Origin of the sequence: Polaromonas vacuolata, assembly GCF_012584515.1 — a bacterium.
Taxonomy (GTDB): Bacteria; Pseudomonadota; Gammaproteobacteria; order Burkholderiales; family Burkholderiaceae_C; genus Polaromonas; species Polaromonas vacuolata.
In genome coordinates this window covers 1,761,302-1,775,310 of the sequence record NZ_CP051461.1, presented here as the reverse complement: position 1 = coordinate 1,775,310, position 14,009 = coordinate 1,761,302, and the positions used below count along the sequence as shown (strand labels likewise).

The 14,009-nt window shown below is 52.0% G+C and carries 13 protein-coding genes and 3 tRNA genes; 11 read left to right on the top strand and 5 right to left on the bottom strand.

The genetic code is table 11. The annotated features are described in order from the left end of the window. Nucleotides 1–51: 51 nt before the first annotated feature. The 4 genes from HC248_RS08135 to HC248_RS08120 all read left to right on the top strand — a co-directional run bounded on the left by HC248_RS08135 (nucleotide 52) and on the right by HC248_RS08120 (nucleotide 4,134). The gene (locus tag HC248_RS08135; RefSeq protein WP_168922056.1) at nucleotides 52–837 is read left to right on the top strand and encodes an oxepin-CoA hydrolase, alternative type; all 786 of its coding nucleotides are present in this window, start codon (nucleotides 52–54) and stop codon (nucleotides 835–837) included. 95 nt (nucleotides 838–932) lie between these two features. Further along, nucleotides 933–1,658, top strand: coding sequence for a Crp/Fnr family transcriptional regulator (locus tag HC248_RS08130; protein ID WP_168922055.1), 726 nt, complete (start codon nucleotides 933–935; stop codon nucleotides 1,656–1,658). Between the two features lie 72 nt (nucleotides 1,659–1,730). After that, on the top strand, nucleotides 1,731–2,846 hold the full coding sequence (locus HC248_RS08125; RefSeq protein WP_168922054.1) for a phosphotransferase: 1,116 nt from the start codon (nucleotides 1,731–1,733) through the stop codon (nucleotides 2,844–2,846). Nucleotides 2,847–2,877: 31 nt separating this feature from the next. Next, nucleotides 2,878–4,134: an acyl-CoA dehydrogenase family protein gene (locus HC248_RS08120; RefSeq protein ID WP_168922053.1), complete on the top strand. Its 1,257-nt coding sequence runs from the start codon at nucleotides 2,878–2,880 to the stop codon at nucleotides 4,132–4,134. Between the two features lie 15 nt (nucleotides 4,135–4,149). Here HC248_RS08120 and HC248_RS08115 read toward each other — a convergent pair whose 3' ends face one another. Together HC248_RS08115 and HC248_RS08110 are read right to left on the bottom strand one after the other, a co-directional pair. After that, the gene (locus HC248_RS08115; RefSeq protein ID WP_238342797.1) at nucleotides 4,150–4,887 is read right to left on the bottom strand and encodes a class I SAM-dependent methyltransferase; all 738 of its coding nucleotides are present in this window, start codon (nucleotides 4,885–4,887) and stop codon (nucleotides 4,150–4,152) included. 96 nt (nucleotides 4,888–4,983) lie between these two features. Then, nucleotides 4,984–6,036 carry a metallophosphoesterase gene (locus HC248_RS08110; protein ID WP_168922051.1) on the bottom strand — a complete coding sequence of 351 codons (1,053 nt, stop codon included), beginning with the start codon at nucleotides 6,034–6,036 and terminating at the stop codon, nucleotides 4,984–4,986. Nucleotides 6,037–6,175: 139 nt separating this feature from the next. Between HC248_RS08110 and HC248_RS08105 the strand changes: the two genes are divergently transcribed. From HC248_RS08105 to HC248_RS08075, 7 genes are all read left to right on the top strand, one after another. Beyond that, complete coding sequence (locus HC248_RS08105) at nucleotides 6,176–7,156, top strand: IS30 family transposase (protein ID WP_168920864.1); 981 nt, start codon at nucleotides 6,176–6,178, stop codon at nucleotides 7,154–7,156. A 199-nt stretch (nucleotides 7,157–7,355) separates the two neighbouring features. Further along, nucleotides 7,356–10,286, top strand: coding sequence for a monovalent cation/H+ antiporter subunit A (locus tag HC248_RS08100; protein WP_168922050.1), 2,931 nt, complete (start codon nucleotides 7,356–7,358; stop codon nucleotides 10,284–10,286). Further along, nucleotides 10,286–10,651: a Na+/H+ antiporter subunit C gene (locus tag HC248_RS08095; RefSeq protein WP_168922049.1), complete on the top strand. Its 366-nt coding sequence runs from the start codon at nucleotides 10,286–10,288 to the stop codon at nucleotides 10,649–10,651. Before HC248_RS08100 ends, HC248_RS08095 begins: the two co-directional genes overlap by 1 nt. Further along, nucleotides 10,648–12,354, top strand: a complete 1,707-nt coding sequence (locus HC248_RS08090) for a monovalent cation/H+ antiporter subunit D (protein ID WP_420372005.1) — start codon at nucleotides 10,648–10,650, stop codon at nucleotides 12,352–12,354. The genes HC248_RS08095 and HC248_RS08090 overlap by 4 nt, the downstream gene beginning before the upstream one ends. Continuing rightward, nucleotides 12,351–12,842: a Na+/H+ antiporter subunit E gene (locus tag HC248_RS08085; protein WP_168922048.1), complete on the top strand. Its 492-nt coding sequence runs from the start codon at nucleotides 12,351–12,353 to the stop codon at nucleotides 12,840–12,842. Before HC248_RS08090 ends, HC248_RS08085 begins: the two co-directional genes overlap by 4 nt. After that, nucleotides 12,839–13,114 carry a K+/H+ antiporter subunit F gene (locus tag HC248_RS08080; RefSeq protein ID WP_168922047.1) on the top strand — a complete coding sequence of 92 codons (276 nt, stop codon included), beginning with the start codon at nucleotides 12,839–12,841 and terminating at the stop codon, nucleotides 13,112–13,114. The genes HC248_RS08085 and HC248_RS08080 overlap by 4 nt, the downstream gene beginning before the upstream one ends. After that, entirely contained in the window at nucleotides 13,111–13,482 is a 372-nt protein-coding gene (locus tag HC248_RS08075) for a monovalent cation/H(+) antiporter subunit G (RefSeq protein ID WP_168922046.1), read from the top strand. The genes HC248_RS08080 and HC248_RS08075 overlap by 4 nt, the downstream gene beginning before the upstream one ends. Before the next feature lie 61 nt (nucleotides 13,483–13,543). Here HC248_RS08075 and HC248_RS08070 read toward each other — a convergent pair. From HC248_RS08070 to HC248_RS08060, 3 genes are all read right to left on the bottom strand, one after another. Continuing rightward, nucleotides 13,544–13,618, bottom strand: a tRNA-Arg gene (locus HC248_RS08070). Between the two features lie 65 nt (nucleotides 13,619–13,683). Next, a tRNA-Pro gene (locus HC248_RS08065) sits at nucleotides 13,684–13,760 on the bottom strand. A 114-nt stretch (nucleotides 13,761–13,874) separates the two neighbouring features. Next, nucleotides 13,875–13,951: transfer RNA gene (locus HC248_RS08060), tRNA-Pro, on the bottom strand. Nucleotides 13,952–14,009: the final 58 nt, after the last annotated feature.

Sequence of the window (14,009 nt, the reverse complement as noted above, 5' to 3'; positions counted from 1 at the left end):
AAAACTTAGTAGCCACTTCAGTCCAGACTGTCAAACACGGAGCACCCCTTAATGGCCGGCACTCTTAAAAGTACTACTGAAGGCAGCTCAATGGTGCTGACATTGAGCAACCCTGAATTTAGGAATGCGCTCAGCCCAGACATCTACAGCGCCGGTGTCGAAGCGCTCAATGCGGCCGAAAATAATCCAGAAATACGCAGCGTTATTCTGACCGGTGAAGGCAGCATGTTTTGTGCTGGTGGCAATTTGCAAAGACTACAAGCTAACCGCAGTCAAGAGCATGCGGTTCAAGCCCAAAGTATTGACGAGTTACACAACTGGATTGACTCACTGCGCGCCTTTCCGAAACCGATTATTGCCGCCGTTGAAGGTGCTGCTGCCGGTGCTGGTTTTTCGCTGGCGCTGGCCTGCGACATGATTGTTTCTGCCAACAATGCCGTTTTCGTAATGGCATATAGCAACATCGCACTGTCTCCTGATGGCGGCGCAAGCTGGCACCTAAGCCGCGCCTTACCGCGCCAGTTGGTCACCGAACTGTTGATGTGCGGTGATCGTGTGCCAGCAGAGCGCCTGTTTGCGCTAGGCGTTATCAATCGGCTAGTGCCTGCGGGTAGTGCACTGGCTGCGGCCATTGAGATGGCCCAAGGCCTGAATGCTCGCGCACCCAACGCTTTGGAGAGCATCAAAGAATTGATTAATGAATCAGCCAACAACAGCCTTGATCAACAATTGACCAGTGAGCGCCAGCACTTCGTGCGCAACTTGCACCATGTCAACGGCGCAGAAGGCATCAGCGCATTTTTGGAAAAACGCAAACCCAGCTACCGTCCCGCCTAAAAAGTGTGAAACGACGCCCAAGCGACAGTGTTACAAAAGCTAACTCGTCGCTTAGGTGACAATGTTTGACTTGTTAGTCACACAAAAGACAGGCTATGGACGATCCAATTCTTACGATAGAAGAACGCTCAGCAATCAACGGAGGTCGCTGGTTCTCTTCACTGTCCCCGTCTCTGAGGCATGACATATTTCGATGCGCTTACGTCAAACGTTACAAAGACGGCGAACTCATCTCTGCACGCGGCGACGCGTCGGAAGAATGGATCTGCTGCGCACGCGGTGCGGTTCGGGTGAGTTCAACGTCAATTACCGGCAAGTTAGTCACTCTGACCTATGTAGAGCCAGGAATATGGATGGGCGACGTGTCAATTTTTGACGGTGAACGCCGCACCCATGACTCTTACTCACACGGGCAGACCACGATTGTTTGCGTCTCGCGTATAGATTTACGCAAAATACTCAACCTGCATGTTGAGCTCTATGAAGCCCTACTCAGGCTGCATGCGCGCCGTCTACGGCAGCTGTTTGGGCTGGTCGAAGACCTGAATACTTTGCCGCTGCGTGCCCGCTTAGCCAAGCAATTACTCCATCTCTCGCGTAGCTACGGCGTGCCAAGTTTGTCGTGCAGCACCGAGGTGCGAATTGGTCTGCAACTGGCGCAGGAAGAACTGGCACAGCTGCTGGGTGCGTCGCGGCAACGTGTAAACCAAGAACTCAAGTCCATGGAGCGCGAGAACGCTATTCGCATAGAGCCGGGCGGCCTGGTGGTACGAAGCCGTGAATCACTGCTGCGTATCTCCGAGGCTGAAGTAGAAAAATAAGCCCATAAGCCCATAAGCCCATAAGCAGCGCACCGATTGCCAGAAAAATTAAATCAGAGAGACAAACGCACAATGAGCAATTTCGATCACTTTATAGGCACTAGAGAAGTCACCGGTCAACACAGCTTTGACACCAACGCCCTAGTCACTTACCTAAGCCGTGAAATGCCCGGTTTTGTTGGACCGCTAACGGTTGAGATTTTTAATGGTGGTCAATCCAACCCAACCTATAAACTGATTACCCCTCAAGCTTCTTATGTGATGCGCGCCAAGCCCGGCCCAGTCGCTAAGTTGCTGCCTTCAGCACACGCTGTTGAGCGCGAGTTTAAAGTCATGAAGGGACTCGCCGGAAGCGGCGTTCCAGTCGCCAAGATGCACTGCTTGTGCGAAGACGAATCGATTATTGGCCGCGCCTTCTACATCATGGAGTTTGTCCAAGGCCGTGTGCTTTGGGACCAGTCTCTACCCGGCATGACTAGCGAGCAACGCGCAGAAATTTACGATGAGATGAACCGCGTCATCTCGACGTTGCACAAAGTCAAATTCGCCGAATGTGGTTTGGCTGATTATGGCAAACCGGGTAATTACTTTGAGCGCCAAATTGGCCGCTGGAGCAAGCAATACGCGGCATCCATCACCACACCAATTCCCGAGATGGACTGGCTCATTGAATGGCTGCCGGCGAATATTCCCGCCAGCGCCAGAGATGACAGCATGGTGTCGATAGTCCACGGGGACTTCCGCTTAGACAATTTAATGTTCCATCCGACAGAGCCGCGCGTTCTGGCCATACTCGATTGGGAACTCTCCACACTCGGTCACGCCCTGGCTGACTTTAGTTACCACTGCATGGCATGGCACATTGCGCCAGGTGCTTTTCGCGGTCTGGGTGGACTAGACCTTAACGGCACTGGCATACCCAGCGAAGCCGAATACATACGGCTCTACTGCGAGCGTACCGGCTTAACCACGCCTGAGGCGTTGTTGCCCGACTGGGACTTCTACATAGCCTACAACTTATTTCGCTTGGCCGCGATTTTGCAAGGCATTGCAAAGCGCGTACAAGCCGGAACTGCGTCTAGCGAGCAGGCGGTCAAATCCGCCGCAGGCGCACCCATATTGGCAAAAATGGCCTGGGACTTCGTACAAAAAAGTCAGCACCGTGCAGCTCAGCAGCTGCCAGACTGAGTAACCAATCTAAAACCCAAAAGGAGATGACATGGACTTTAATTTCACCCCAAAAGTAATCGAGCTTCAGGCTCGCCTGCTCAGCTTTATGGACGAGCACATCTATCCAAATGAAGCACGTTTTTTTAGCGAAATCGCTGAGAACAGGGCTAAGGGTAATGCCTGGATACCAACAAAAATAGTCGAAGAATTAAAACCTAAAGCCCAAGCCGCAGGCTTATGGAATTTATTTTTGCCGCATTCACCGCGTGCGCCGCAAGGCCTGTCGAACCTGGAATACGCACCGCTGTGCGAGATCATGGGTCGTGTTCCCTTTGCCGCCGAAGTCTTTAACTGCTCCGCACCCGACACTGGCAATATGGAAACTATTGCCCGCTATGGTTCAGAAGAAAACAAAGACTATTGGCTAGAGCCCTTGCTCAAAGGCGAGATACGCTCAGCATTTTTGATGACCGAGCCAGAAGTGGCATCTTCAGACGCCACCAATATTGCTTGCCGAATAGAGCGTGATGGCGACGAGTACGTCATCAACGGTTTGAAATGGTGGTCCTCAGGTGCGGGCGATCCACGCTGCGCCATCTATATCGTGATGGGTAAAACCAATCCCGATGCGAGTCGCCACGAGCAGCAATCGATGATTTTGGTACCGGCCAATACGCCAGGTATAGAAGTAATACGTCCGCTTAGCGTATTTGGTTACGACGATGCACCGCACGGCCACATGGAAGTTAGGCTCACCAATGTGCGCGTGCCAGTCACGAACATGCTGCTTGGCGAAGGCCGCGGCTTTGAAATCGCCCAAGGTCGGCTTGGCCCCGGACGCATACACCACTGCATGCGCTCGATTGGCGTCGCAGAACGGGCGCTGGAATTGATGTGCAAACGCCTGAACACCCGCGTGGCGTTTGGCAAACCGATTGCGCGCCAGTCGGTCTGGCAAGAACGCATTGCTGAGTCACGCTGCATGATTGAACAAGCCCGCCTGCTCACGCTCAGAGCCGCTTTCATGATGGACACGGTTGGCAACAAAGTCGCCAAAGCCGAGATTGCCATGATTAAAGTTGTCGCGCCGAATATGGCTTGCCAAATTATTGACTGGGCAATCCAAGCCCATGGTGGCGGTGGTGTGTCGGGCGACTTCCCACTGGCTTACGCCTACGCGCATCAGCGTACCTTGCGTTTGGCCGATGGCCCGGACGAAGTGCACCGTGCTTCGATTGCCAAGCTCGAATTTGCCAAGCATTTACTCATGCCCGGTGAAGTCGAGATGCCGGTCACGCGCGGGTAATCATTCCACCTCTGCTTAGCTGAGACATGCAGGCTTGGTGCCGCAAAAGTAACGCAGCGACCAGTTCATCCACAACTGGCCGCTGCTCTCGTTAAAGCCTAAATAGCGATCAAGCGCAGCGTGCAGGACATCGGCCGGCATAGGATTGAGTGCAAACAATCGCGGCACATAGTCTTGCGCCATCTGCCGGCTTTCAAAACGCCAAGGACAGGCCAGCATTTGACTTTGTACATCTACAAAACCAGACCGCGCAAAGTTATCGCAAAAAGTCTCACCCGGGTACTCGCCGCGGTGGCCAGTCACAGTATTTCGGTCTACGAATTCATCGAGAAAAATTTGCACCCGACTGCCCATTTCGACTTCTGCAAATGCCAGCCGACCACCCGGCTTTAAGACCCTAAAAGCGGCGTCAATATAAGCCTGTTTTTGCTCTGTGCTGGCGTGATGTATGGGTACTATAGAGAGAACCGCATCAAAAGAATTAGCGTCAATGCCGTTTAAATCCCAATCGGTCACACTGATTTTGTCGACATACTCGGGCAGACGTACTTTAAGAAAATCAGCGCGGCTTATTTTTGCATCCGGTAAGAGCCGCTCTAAAATTGGTCCTTCGGCGGGAACTTCCAATACCTGCAAGGTCGTCGATGTCGCACTAGGTAGACGCGCAAAGTCGCGCAATTGCAAAAATTCATTAGCCCGCACCTCGGGGAAATCAATCACGGTCTGAAAATAATCATCTACATGGCGAGTCATGCGCTGCAAGTAATCCAAGGGTCCTGTCAAACTATCTAAAAGCATTAAAAATCCGATAAAGTGAAAATTAGAGAAAAATCTAAGGTGAAAAATTTTCTAGTAAGTGCTAGCCGTATGACCGTCATCAAACTGTAGCGTGCGCTCTGGCCAGCGCAAAGCAGCGAGCTTGAACTGTTGCTCTAAGCCAGAACCATTTTTGCGTGCACTCCATCGCCCACCGACTGAAAAATCAATACAAAACACATTGCTCAACTTGCCATGCCACTCTAGTGGCGAGGTGTTCTCAAATAAGTTCACTATTCCACGAGCCGGCTGCGCTAACGAATTGTGATGAAAGCGGCGCCAGTAATGACCTATCACCACCGGTATGCTGTCGGCGTAGTCGTCCCACCACTGCACCCGGTTCACAAAACGCCATTTACCGCTGGCGTAAAAAGGTACCTCGCCCCGACTCTCGACACCTGAGGTCAAAACTTTAAGCGGGTTGTGCATTTGCTTAACCGTCTCCATTTCGGCATGGGCCTCGAAAAAGGGTGGCATATGGCTCTGATTTTCTAGGCTATGTGTCCAACTCTCCAGTTCTGCAGCGATGCCTTGCTCTAGCTCGCTTCTAGCGGCCTCTTCAAACGCAGCGCTCTCCCAAGCATCGTAATGCTGGCGCACGCTGCCCATGGGCAGTCGCCTGGCCGCAGCGACCTGCTCTGGTTGCCACGCTGCGTGGATGACTCGAAGATCCGCCCTTTCGAGACCGATAGGCAAAAGGGATAAAAAATCCACGATGCGGGTGCGTGCCGTTGCATCCGGCCTTTGATAGGGCGCGTATTTCTCGTTGTCTTGTGCCACACGATCATCAAAAAACCAGCCCGAACCGTCTTTGACATCACCGCGCAATAAATTGATTTCGTGATTACCCAGAATCGCCACTGCACGCTTGGACTGAACCAGCGACTGCACCAACGCCAACACCCCCGGACTATCAGGTCCACGGTCACAAAAGTCGCCAACAAACACCAAGGTACGGCCTTCGGGATGAAACCCTAAGGAGTCGTATCCGAGATGTTTTAAAAGGTCGCAAAGCGCCTGCAACTCGCCGTGTATATCGCCCACGATATCGAGTGGGCCCTCAGGCAAGGCTTGGATCAAGCTCATGAAGCTCCTTTTTAGGTTTCGATTGTTTTTTTTACTTCCGCGGATTCAAGTCTGAAGTGCAACTTTGAAATTAACCGTACGGGTGGGTGAGATGTGAGAGCATCCAAGCTTCCCGACTACCAAGTCAAAGTTGCCCAGAATGATTTACACACACCTCACCCGTGACGAACGTTACCAGATTGCAATCCTCGTCAAAGCAAACTTCAATCAAAGTGAAATTGCAAAAATGATGGACCGTGATAAATCGAGCATCAGCCGTGAGTTGCGTCGTAACCGCGGTCTACGAGGCTATCGCCCTAAGCAGGCAAATGACAAAGCCCAAGAACGTAGACTTGCCTGCGCCAATAGTCCTAGAGTTGCTGACTCGACATGGGCTGTAGTGGAGGAAAAGTTGGCTGAGGCTTGGAGCCCCGAGCAAATCAGCGGCCACCTCGAAGCTAGCCACCAACCCGGTGTTAGCTATGAGAGCATTTACCAGTACATCTACGCTGACAAACGCGCGGGCGGCACCTTGCATAAAACACTGCGTTGCCAGAAGACGCGAAAAAAACGCAGCAGTGGCCGTGAACGGCGCGGCACCATCTCTCACCAGGTCTCAATAGAACTGCGACCCGACATCGTGCTTGAGCGTGCGCGCTTTGGCGACTGGGAGGCTGATCTGGTGATTGGTGCCGGGCAGAAGCAAGCACTAGTGACGATTAATGAGCGTGTCTCTCGCTATTCAATAATTTTCCACGTGCCATTCAAAACAGCGCAAGCCGTAGGGGACGCGTTAATCACTTTACTCAAACCGTTCGCTCATTGCGTGCACACTCTCACGACTGATAACGGCAAGGAATTTGCCCAGCATGAACGAATAGCTTCTGCGCTGAGTGCAGATTTCTTTTTCGCCCATCCATACGCCTCGTGGGAGCGTGGGGCGAACGAGAATATGAACGGTTTGATTCGCCAGTTTTTCCCAAAGGGGATGCGCTTTAATTGCATCACCGACGATGACATTGCTTTAGCGATGCACAGGCTCAATCATCGTCCTAGAAAATGTTTAGGGTATCGAACGCCGCATCAGGTTTTTATGGAACAGTTAGAGTCCTATCAGCATACGGTTGCACTTCAAGCTTGAATCCGCCTTCTTTAATTAAACCCTGTATGCGCCAAGTTACGCAGCTTTAAGATTAAAGGGCGTTTATTAAGCATTGCTATTGATACAAATAGCCCTGTTCAAAAGACTTAAAAATCAGAGTAAATAAATTCGTAAAAGCCAGAAAAACAAGGAAAAGGTGGCCAATTAGGCGATGCACAAACAGTAAAATAATTCGCGCATGCAATTGCTTTTTCTCATACTCCTCCCCTTACTTGGTAGCCTTCTGGCTGCCTTGTTGCCCGCTAACGCGCGCAATGCAGAGTCCACGCTGGCTGGTTTGATTGCACTTTTTTGTACGGTTCAAGCCGCACTTTATTTCCCGCAGATTGCTGACGGTGGCGTGTTGCGTCAAGACATTGAGTGGTTACCCGCGCTGAGTCTGAATTTAGTAATTCGGCTAGACGGATTTGCCTGGATGTTTTGCATGCTGGTCTTAGGGATAGGCTCCTTAGTAGTTTTATATGCCCGCTACTACATGTCTCCAAGCGACCCAGTACCGCGCTTTTTCGCCTTCTTCTTAGCCTTTATGGGCTCCATGATGGGTATTGTGTTGTCCGGCAATATCATTCAGTTGGCCTTTTTCTGGGAACTCACCAGCCTTTTTTCTTTTCTGTTAATTGGGTACTGGCACCACCGCAAAGATGCGCGGCGCGGTGCTCGTATGGCGCTAACGGTGACCGGCACGGGTGGACTTTGCATGCTGGTAGGCATGCTAATTATTGGCCATATTGTGGGCAGTTATGACCTCGATGTGGTGCTGGGCGCAGGCGATGTGATTCGCGCCTCGCCGCTTTACCTCACCGCTTTAGTGCTGGTGCTACTCGGTGCGCTGACAAAGAGCGTGCAGTTTCCCTTCCACTTTTGGCTGCCACACGCCATGTCTGCGCCCACGCCGGTATCGGCTTATTTGCACTCGGCCACTATGGTCAAAGCCGGTGTCTTTTTGCTCGCCCGCATGTGGCCAGTCATGGGTGGTACTGAGGCTTGGTTTTGGTTAGTCGGCGGCTCAGGACTGTTAACACTACTGATTGGCGGCTATGCCGCCATGTTCCAAAATGACTTAAAGGGTTTGCTGGCCTATTCAACTATTTCCCATCTAGGCCTGATCACATTGCTACTGGGTTTAAATAGTCCACTGGCTGCTGTAGCGGCGGTTTTCCACATCATCAACCACGCTACGTTTAAGGCGTCGCTCTTTATGGCGGCAGGCATTGTTGACCATGAGAGCGGTACACGCGATATACGCTGGCTGTCCGGCATGCGAAAGATGATGCCGGTGACCGCCACACTGGCTATGGTGGCCAGTGCGGCGATGGCAGGCGTGCCTCTTTTAAACGGATTTTTATCCAAAGAAATGTTTTTTGCGGAAACCGTTTTTATAGACAGTACGCCCATCATGTCAATGCTGTTGCCAGTCGCTGCAACGCTAGCAGGCATGTTTAGCGTCGCCTATGCACTGCGCTTGACGGTCGATGTATTTTTTGGCCCTGCCCCTACCGACTTACCCAGCAAACCCCACGAGCCACCCCACTGGATGCGGGTGCCCGTCGAGCTACTGGTGCTGGCCTGCTTGGTGGTTGGTGTTGCTCCTAGCTGGACCGTCGGCAAATTTCTTAACGCTGCCGCTCTTCCCGTAGTGGGTGGTGCGTTACCGGAATACAGCTTGTCCTTGTGGCATGGCTTTAACACGCCGTTTGTGATGAGTATTGTGGCCATGCTGGGCGGCATTGGTATTTACCTATTGCTGCGCTACTTGCGCGCGCACGGACGCATAGACAAACCGATTTTGATGCGGCATATCAACGCCAAGCGCTTATTCGAAGCCTCTATGACTGTGATTACCCGCATCGGAAGAATCGGCCGCAACTTGCTCGATACCAGCCGCTTGCAATGGCAAATTTTGTGGTTGGTGTGTGCTGCACTTCTGGCTGGCGCACTGCCACTTTGGAATCAAGGCTTAAACGTAGGCGTGCGTACCGGTCTGCCGTTCTCACCTAGCTTTGCGCTGATGTGGCTGGTGGGTGGCTTCTGCGCTATGAGCGCTGCTTGGCAGGCCAAATACCACCGCATGGCTTCGTTAGCGCTAATGGGCGGTGCCGGCCTGTGCACTTGTGTGACTTTTTTATGGTTTTCAGCGCCAGATCTTGCCTTGACTCAGCTAGTCGTAGAAAGCGTCACGACAGTGCTGATATTGCTTGGCCTGCGCTGGCTGCCAAAGCGTCAAGAAAGCCTTAGCCCGCCCGGTAAATACTGGCGCAATAGCAAGCGCGTTCGTCGTCTACGCGATTTGATACTCGCCATACTGGCGGGCGGCGGCATGTCGGCGCTGGCTTGGGCCATGATGAGTCGACCGTTTCCTGAAAGCACCTCAACCTTTTTCCTGGAACGCGCATTGAGCGAAGGCGGCGGCACCAATGTGGTCAATGTGATGCTGGTGGACTTTCGTGGGTTCGATACCTTTGGTGAAATCGTCGTGTTGGGCATTGTGGCGTTGACGGTCTACGCCCTGCTGCGGCGGTTTCGCCCAGCGCTAGAGACTATGGACTTGCCTGAGCAACAGCGCGTCATTGCACCGGAAATTGCCACCGACTTGCTAAACCCGCGCCTGTCCAAAGACACGGCAGTCGGCTACCTTATGGTGCCCGCCGTGCTGGCGCGACTGCTGCTACCGTTTTTCGTGATGACCGCCATCTTTTTGTTTTTACGCGGTCATAACCAACCCGGCGGTGGCTTTGTGGCTGGCTTGGTGTTGTCGATTGGACTGATAGTGCAGTACATGATCTCGGGCACGCAGTGGGTGGAGTCGCATATGCCGCTCAAGCTCAGAAAATGGATCTCCATGGGTTTGCTCACCGTCTTGGTCACCGGCTTAGCACCGCTGTTCTGGGGTTACCCGTTTTTAACCAGTCACACAGCCGCTTTAGATCTGCCGTTGATAGGCACTATTCATCTGGCCAGCGCGACGTTTTTTGACTTCGGCGTTTTTATCTTGGTGATCGGCTCTACGCTGTTGATACTGACCTCAATTGCCCACCAATCGGTGCGCGGCCATCGTTATCACGCAAGAATGGCCGAAGAACTAGCGGCAAAATCTAAGCTGGGCACGTAATGGAAATAATTTTGGCTTTAGCCATAGGCGTGCTAGCCGGCTCTGGGGTCTGGCTGATGCTGCGACCACGCAGTTTTCAAGTCATTATTGGACTGGCTCTGCTGTCTTACTCAGTCAATTTATTCATTTTTAGCATGGGCAGACTCGGCCTAGCGCTAGGCCGCTCGCCAGTACTCAAAGCCGGTGTTGAGCAAACCTTGGTTAACTACTCAGACCCCATGCCGCAAGCCCTCACACTCACCGCTATCGTGATTGGTTTTGCGATGACAGCGTTGTTTTTAGTGGTGTTACTGGCTTCTCGCGGCATGACGGGAACCGACCATGTTGACGGCAGTAAAAACGATGACGTTGCGGGACCACTATGAGTATGAGCCTTAGTCAACTCATGGCGTCCCTGATGCCGCACCTGATGATTGCGCCGATTTTGCTGCCGCTGCTAACGGCTGCGCTGATGCTGCTAATCGGTGAGGACAAGCTGCACATCAAACTCTTTGCCAATTTGGTCTCGACGCTGCTCGGGTTAATTATCTCTGTCAATTTGCTGCTGTGGGTAGATACCGCGCCTAACAACATGGCCGTCTATTTAGCGGGAAACTGGTCCGCGCCTTGGGGTATTGTGCTGGTACTAGACCGACTCTCGGCCATGATGCTGGTGCTCACCAGCTGCGTGGCCATGGCAGCGGCGTTATTTGCAGCCGCCCGCTGGCATCGTGCGGGAATTCACTTTCATCCGCTGTTTCAGCTCCAGCTTATGGGTTTATGCGGCGCTTTTTTAACCGGTGATTTATTCAGCCTCTTCGTATTTTTCGAGATTATGCTGGCCGCTTCCTACGGCCTTTTACTACACGGCTCTGGCCGCGCTAGGGTGCAAGCAGGTCTGCACTTTATTGCGATTAACTTGGCTGCGTCTTCACTGTTTCTGATCGGTGCTTCCATGCTTTACGGCATTACCGGCACGCTGAATATGGCTGACTTAGCGCAGCGCATACCACTAGTGATAGATGTAAACCGTGGCCTGCTGCACGCTGCCGCCGGCATATTGGCAACTGCGTTTTTAATCAAGGCAGCGGTCTGGCCGCTCAACTTCTGGCTGGTGCCGGCCTACAGTTCTGCAACTGCGCCAGTCGGCGCGCTGTTCGCCATCATGACTAAAGTTGGTATTTACGTTATTTTGCGCCTGTGGCTGCTGCTGTTTGGCGTGCTAGCCGGGCCTTCAGCTAGTTTTGGTGGTTTATGGCTGATTGTGGGTGGCTTGCTGACCATGGTGTTTGGCGCCATCGGCATGCTGGGTTCACAGCGGCTGGCTTATCTGGCTGGGTTTGCTGCTATTTTGTCTTCTGGCAGTGTCTTAGCTGCCATTGGTTTTGGTCAAACCAGTCTGACCGCAGGTCTTCTTTACTACCTGCCTAGTTCAACACTTGCGATTTGCGCGCTATTTTTAATCGCCGACTTGGTGGAACGCTGGCGCAATGACGGTGCGACACTAGCGTCTTACAACAAAGATGCCGCACCTTTTCTAAGTCCAGACCTCAGACCCGTCAAAGGCATGAACTTAGATGACGATCAAGAAGCCGTCACTGGCAGAGTGATTCCAGCCGCAGTCGCCCTACTTGGCTTGGCGTTTATGGCCTGCACCTTGGTCATCACCGGCATGCCGCCGCTCTCAGGCTTTATTGGTAAGTTTGCCATGCTATCGGCCTTATTAAACCCACTCGGATTGGGCGCATCTGCTGGGCAAATACCGGGGCTGATGGTCTGGCTGTTGGTAGGCTTGTTAATTGGCTCGGGCATAGTCGCTTTGATCGCGCTGACACGAATTGGTATTTTGCATTTCTGGGCCACTTACGACCGTGCCTCCATACAGGTAAGAGTCATGGAGGGCTTACCGATTGCCGGCCTGTTAATGCTTTGCGTCATCATGACGGTGCAAGCCGGGCCAGTGATGCGGTTCATGCAAAATACGGCGTTTTCACTGCACAACCCCAGTGAGTATGTACAGTTCGTTCTGACCGCTAAACCAATACCGTCCATGCCGGCTAAGCAAGCAACGCAAAAGCCAACGTTATGAAAAAACTACTGCCCTCCCCCTTGCTTTCGGTGGCGCTGTTTTTGTTTTGGCTGCTACTTAACCGCAGCCTCGGAATTGACCAACTGCTATTGGCACTGCTGCTGGCATTGGCAATACCAGTGATGACGGCTGGACTTAGACCGGTACGGGTGTGCATTCGAAAACCGTTGACTGTGCTGCGCCTAATCGGCTGTGTGACTATCGACTCGATCATTTCTAGCCTCTCGGTTCTAGTGCTTTTAATTCAACCAAGCCGGCGCAAACACAGCGCTGGATTTATTTACGTGCACCTAGAGATGCGCGACCCTAACGCATTGGCCATGCTGGCCCTCATCGTCTGTCTTACACCGGGCACCGCTTGGATTGAACTCTCGTTGGACAGCAGTACCTTATTGCTGCATGCGATGGAAGTGAGCGATGGCACGAGTTTGGCGGCTGCTATCAAAGCCAGATACGAAGTGCCGCTGATGGAGATTTTTCAATCATGAGCATTTTTTTTTTGGCTTTGTCCTTAGCCCTTTTTATCTTGGTATTGGCCATGGCGTGCACCTTGCCAAGACTTATCAAAGGGCCGACTGCGCAAGACCGTGTGTTGGCGCTTGACTGCATGTATCTCAACGCCATGTTGGCCATGATGGTGCTCAGTCTTATCTATGCAGACAGTCTATATTTTGAAGCTGCGCTTTTAATTGCACTGCTTGGATTTGTGGGCACAGCGGCCATGGCTAAATTTTTACTTCGCGGCGAGGTGATTGAATGACAGTTGTCGAGCTACCCCTTTGGGCAGAAATTACGGTTGGCACACTGGTATTTCTAAGCGCAAGCATTGCCTTGGTGTGCTCTGCAGGCTTGATGCGATTACGCCATTTTTTCGAACGCGTTCACTTGCCAGCCATCACCGGCACGTTGGGATGCTGGTGCATGGTGTTGGCAAGCATTGTGTTTTTCTCGGTCAAGGAAGGCAGCTTAACTATCTTTCCAATAGTGATAGCCATCTTCATGAGCATCACAGTACCGATTTCAACCATCTTTTTAATGCGCGCCAGCTTGTTCCGCGCGCGTCAAATGGAAAAGTCAGTGCCGCCCAGCATTAACAACCAAACGCGTCCTGATGTTTGGGAGTCTTAAAGCTCGATCGCAAAACGAAAAAAAATCTGTACGCAAAAAATGCATACAGATTTTATAAAATTGGTCCGCCCGGAGGGAATCGAACCCCCATGGTCGCTTTAGAAGAGCGAAGTCCTATCCGTTGAACGACAGGCGGTGACTCTCAATATTAACCTAGAGAGACGAAAAAAAAGCCCACATCAGCGGGCTTTTTTTTGCTTTTGGTCGGAGTACAAGGATTCGAACCTTGGACCCCCTGGTCCCAAACCAGGTGCGCTACCAGGCTGCGCCACACTCCGAAAAACTCATGAGAAACTGAAATAAATTTATAAATAAATCTAAAGCAATCAATCAAAAACTAGAAAAGCTCAATTTTTTTGAGCTTCTAATAATGGGGCTTGAATAAATTCAAGTGGTCGGAGTACAAGGATTCGAACCTTGGACCCCCTGGTCCCAAACCAGGTGCGCTACCAGGCTGCGCCACACTCCGACTAGTCTCATAGTATATAGCAGCCCGGATACACTTCCTCAAAACAAGCCAAAGTATT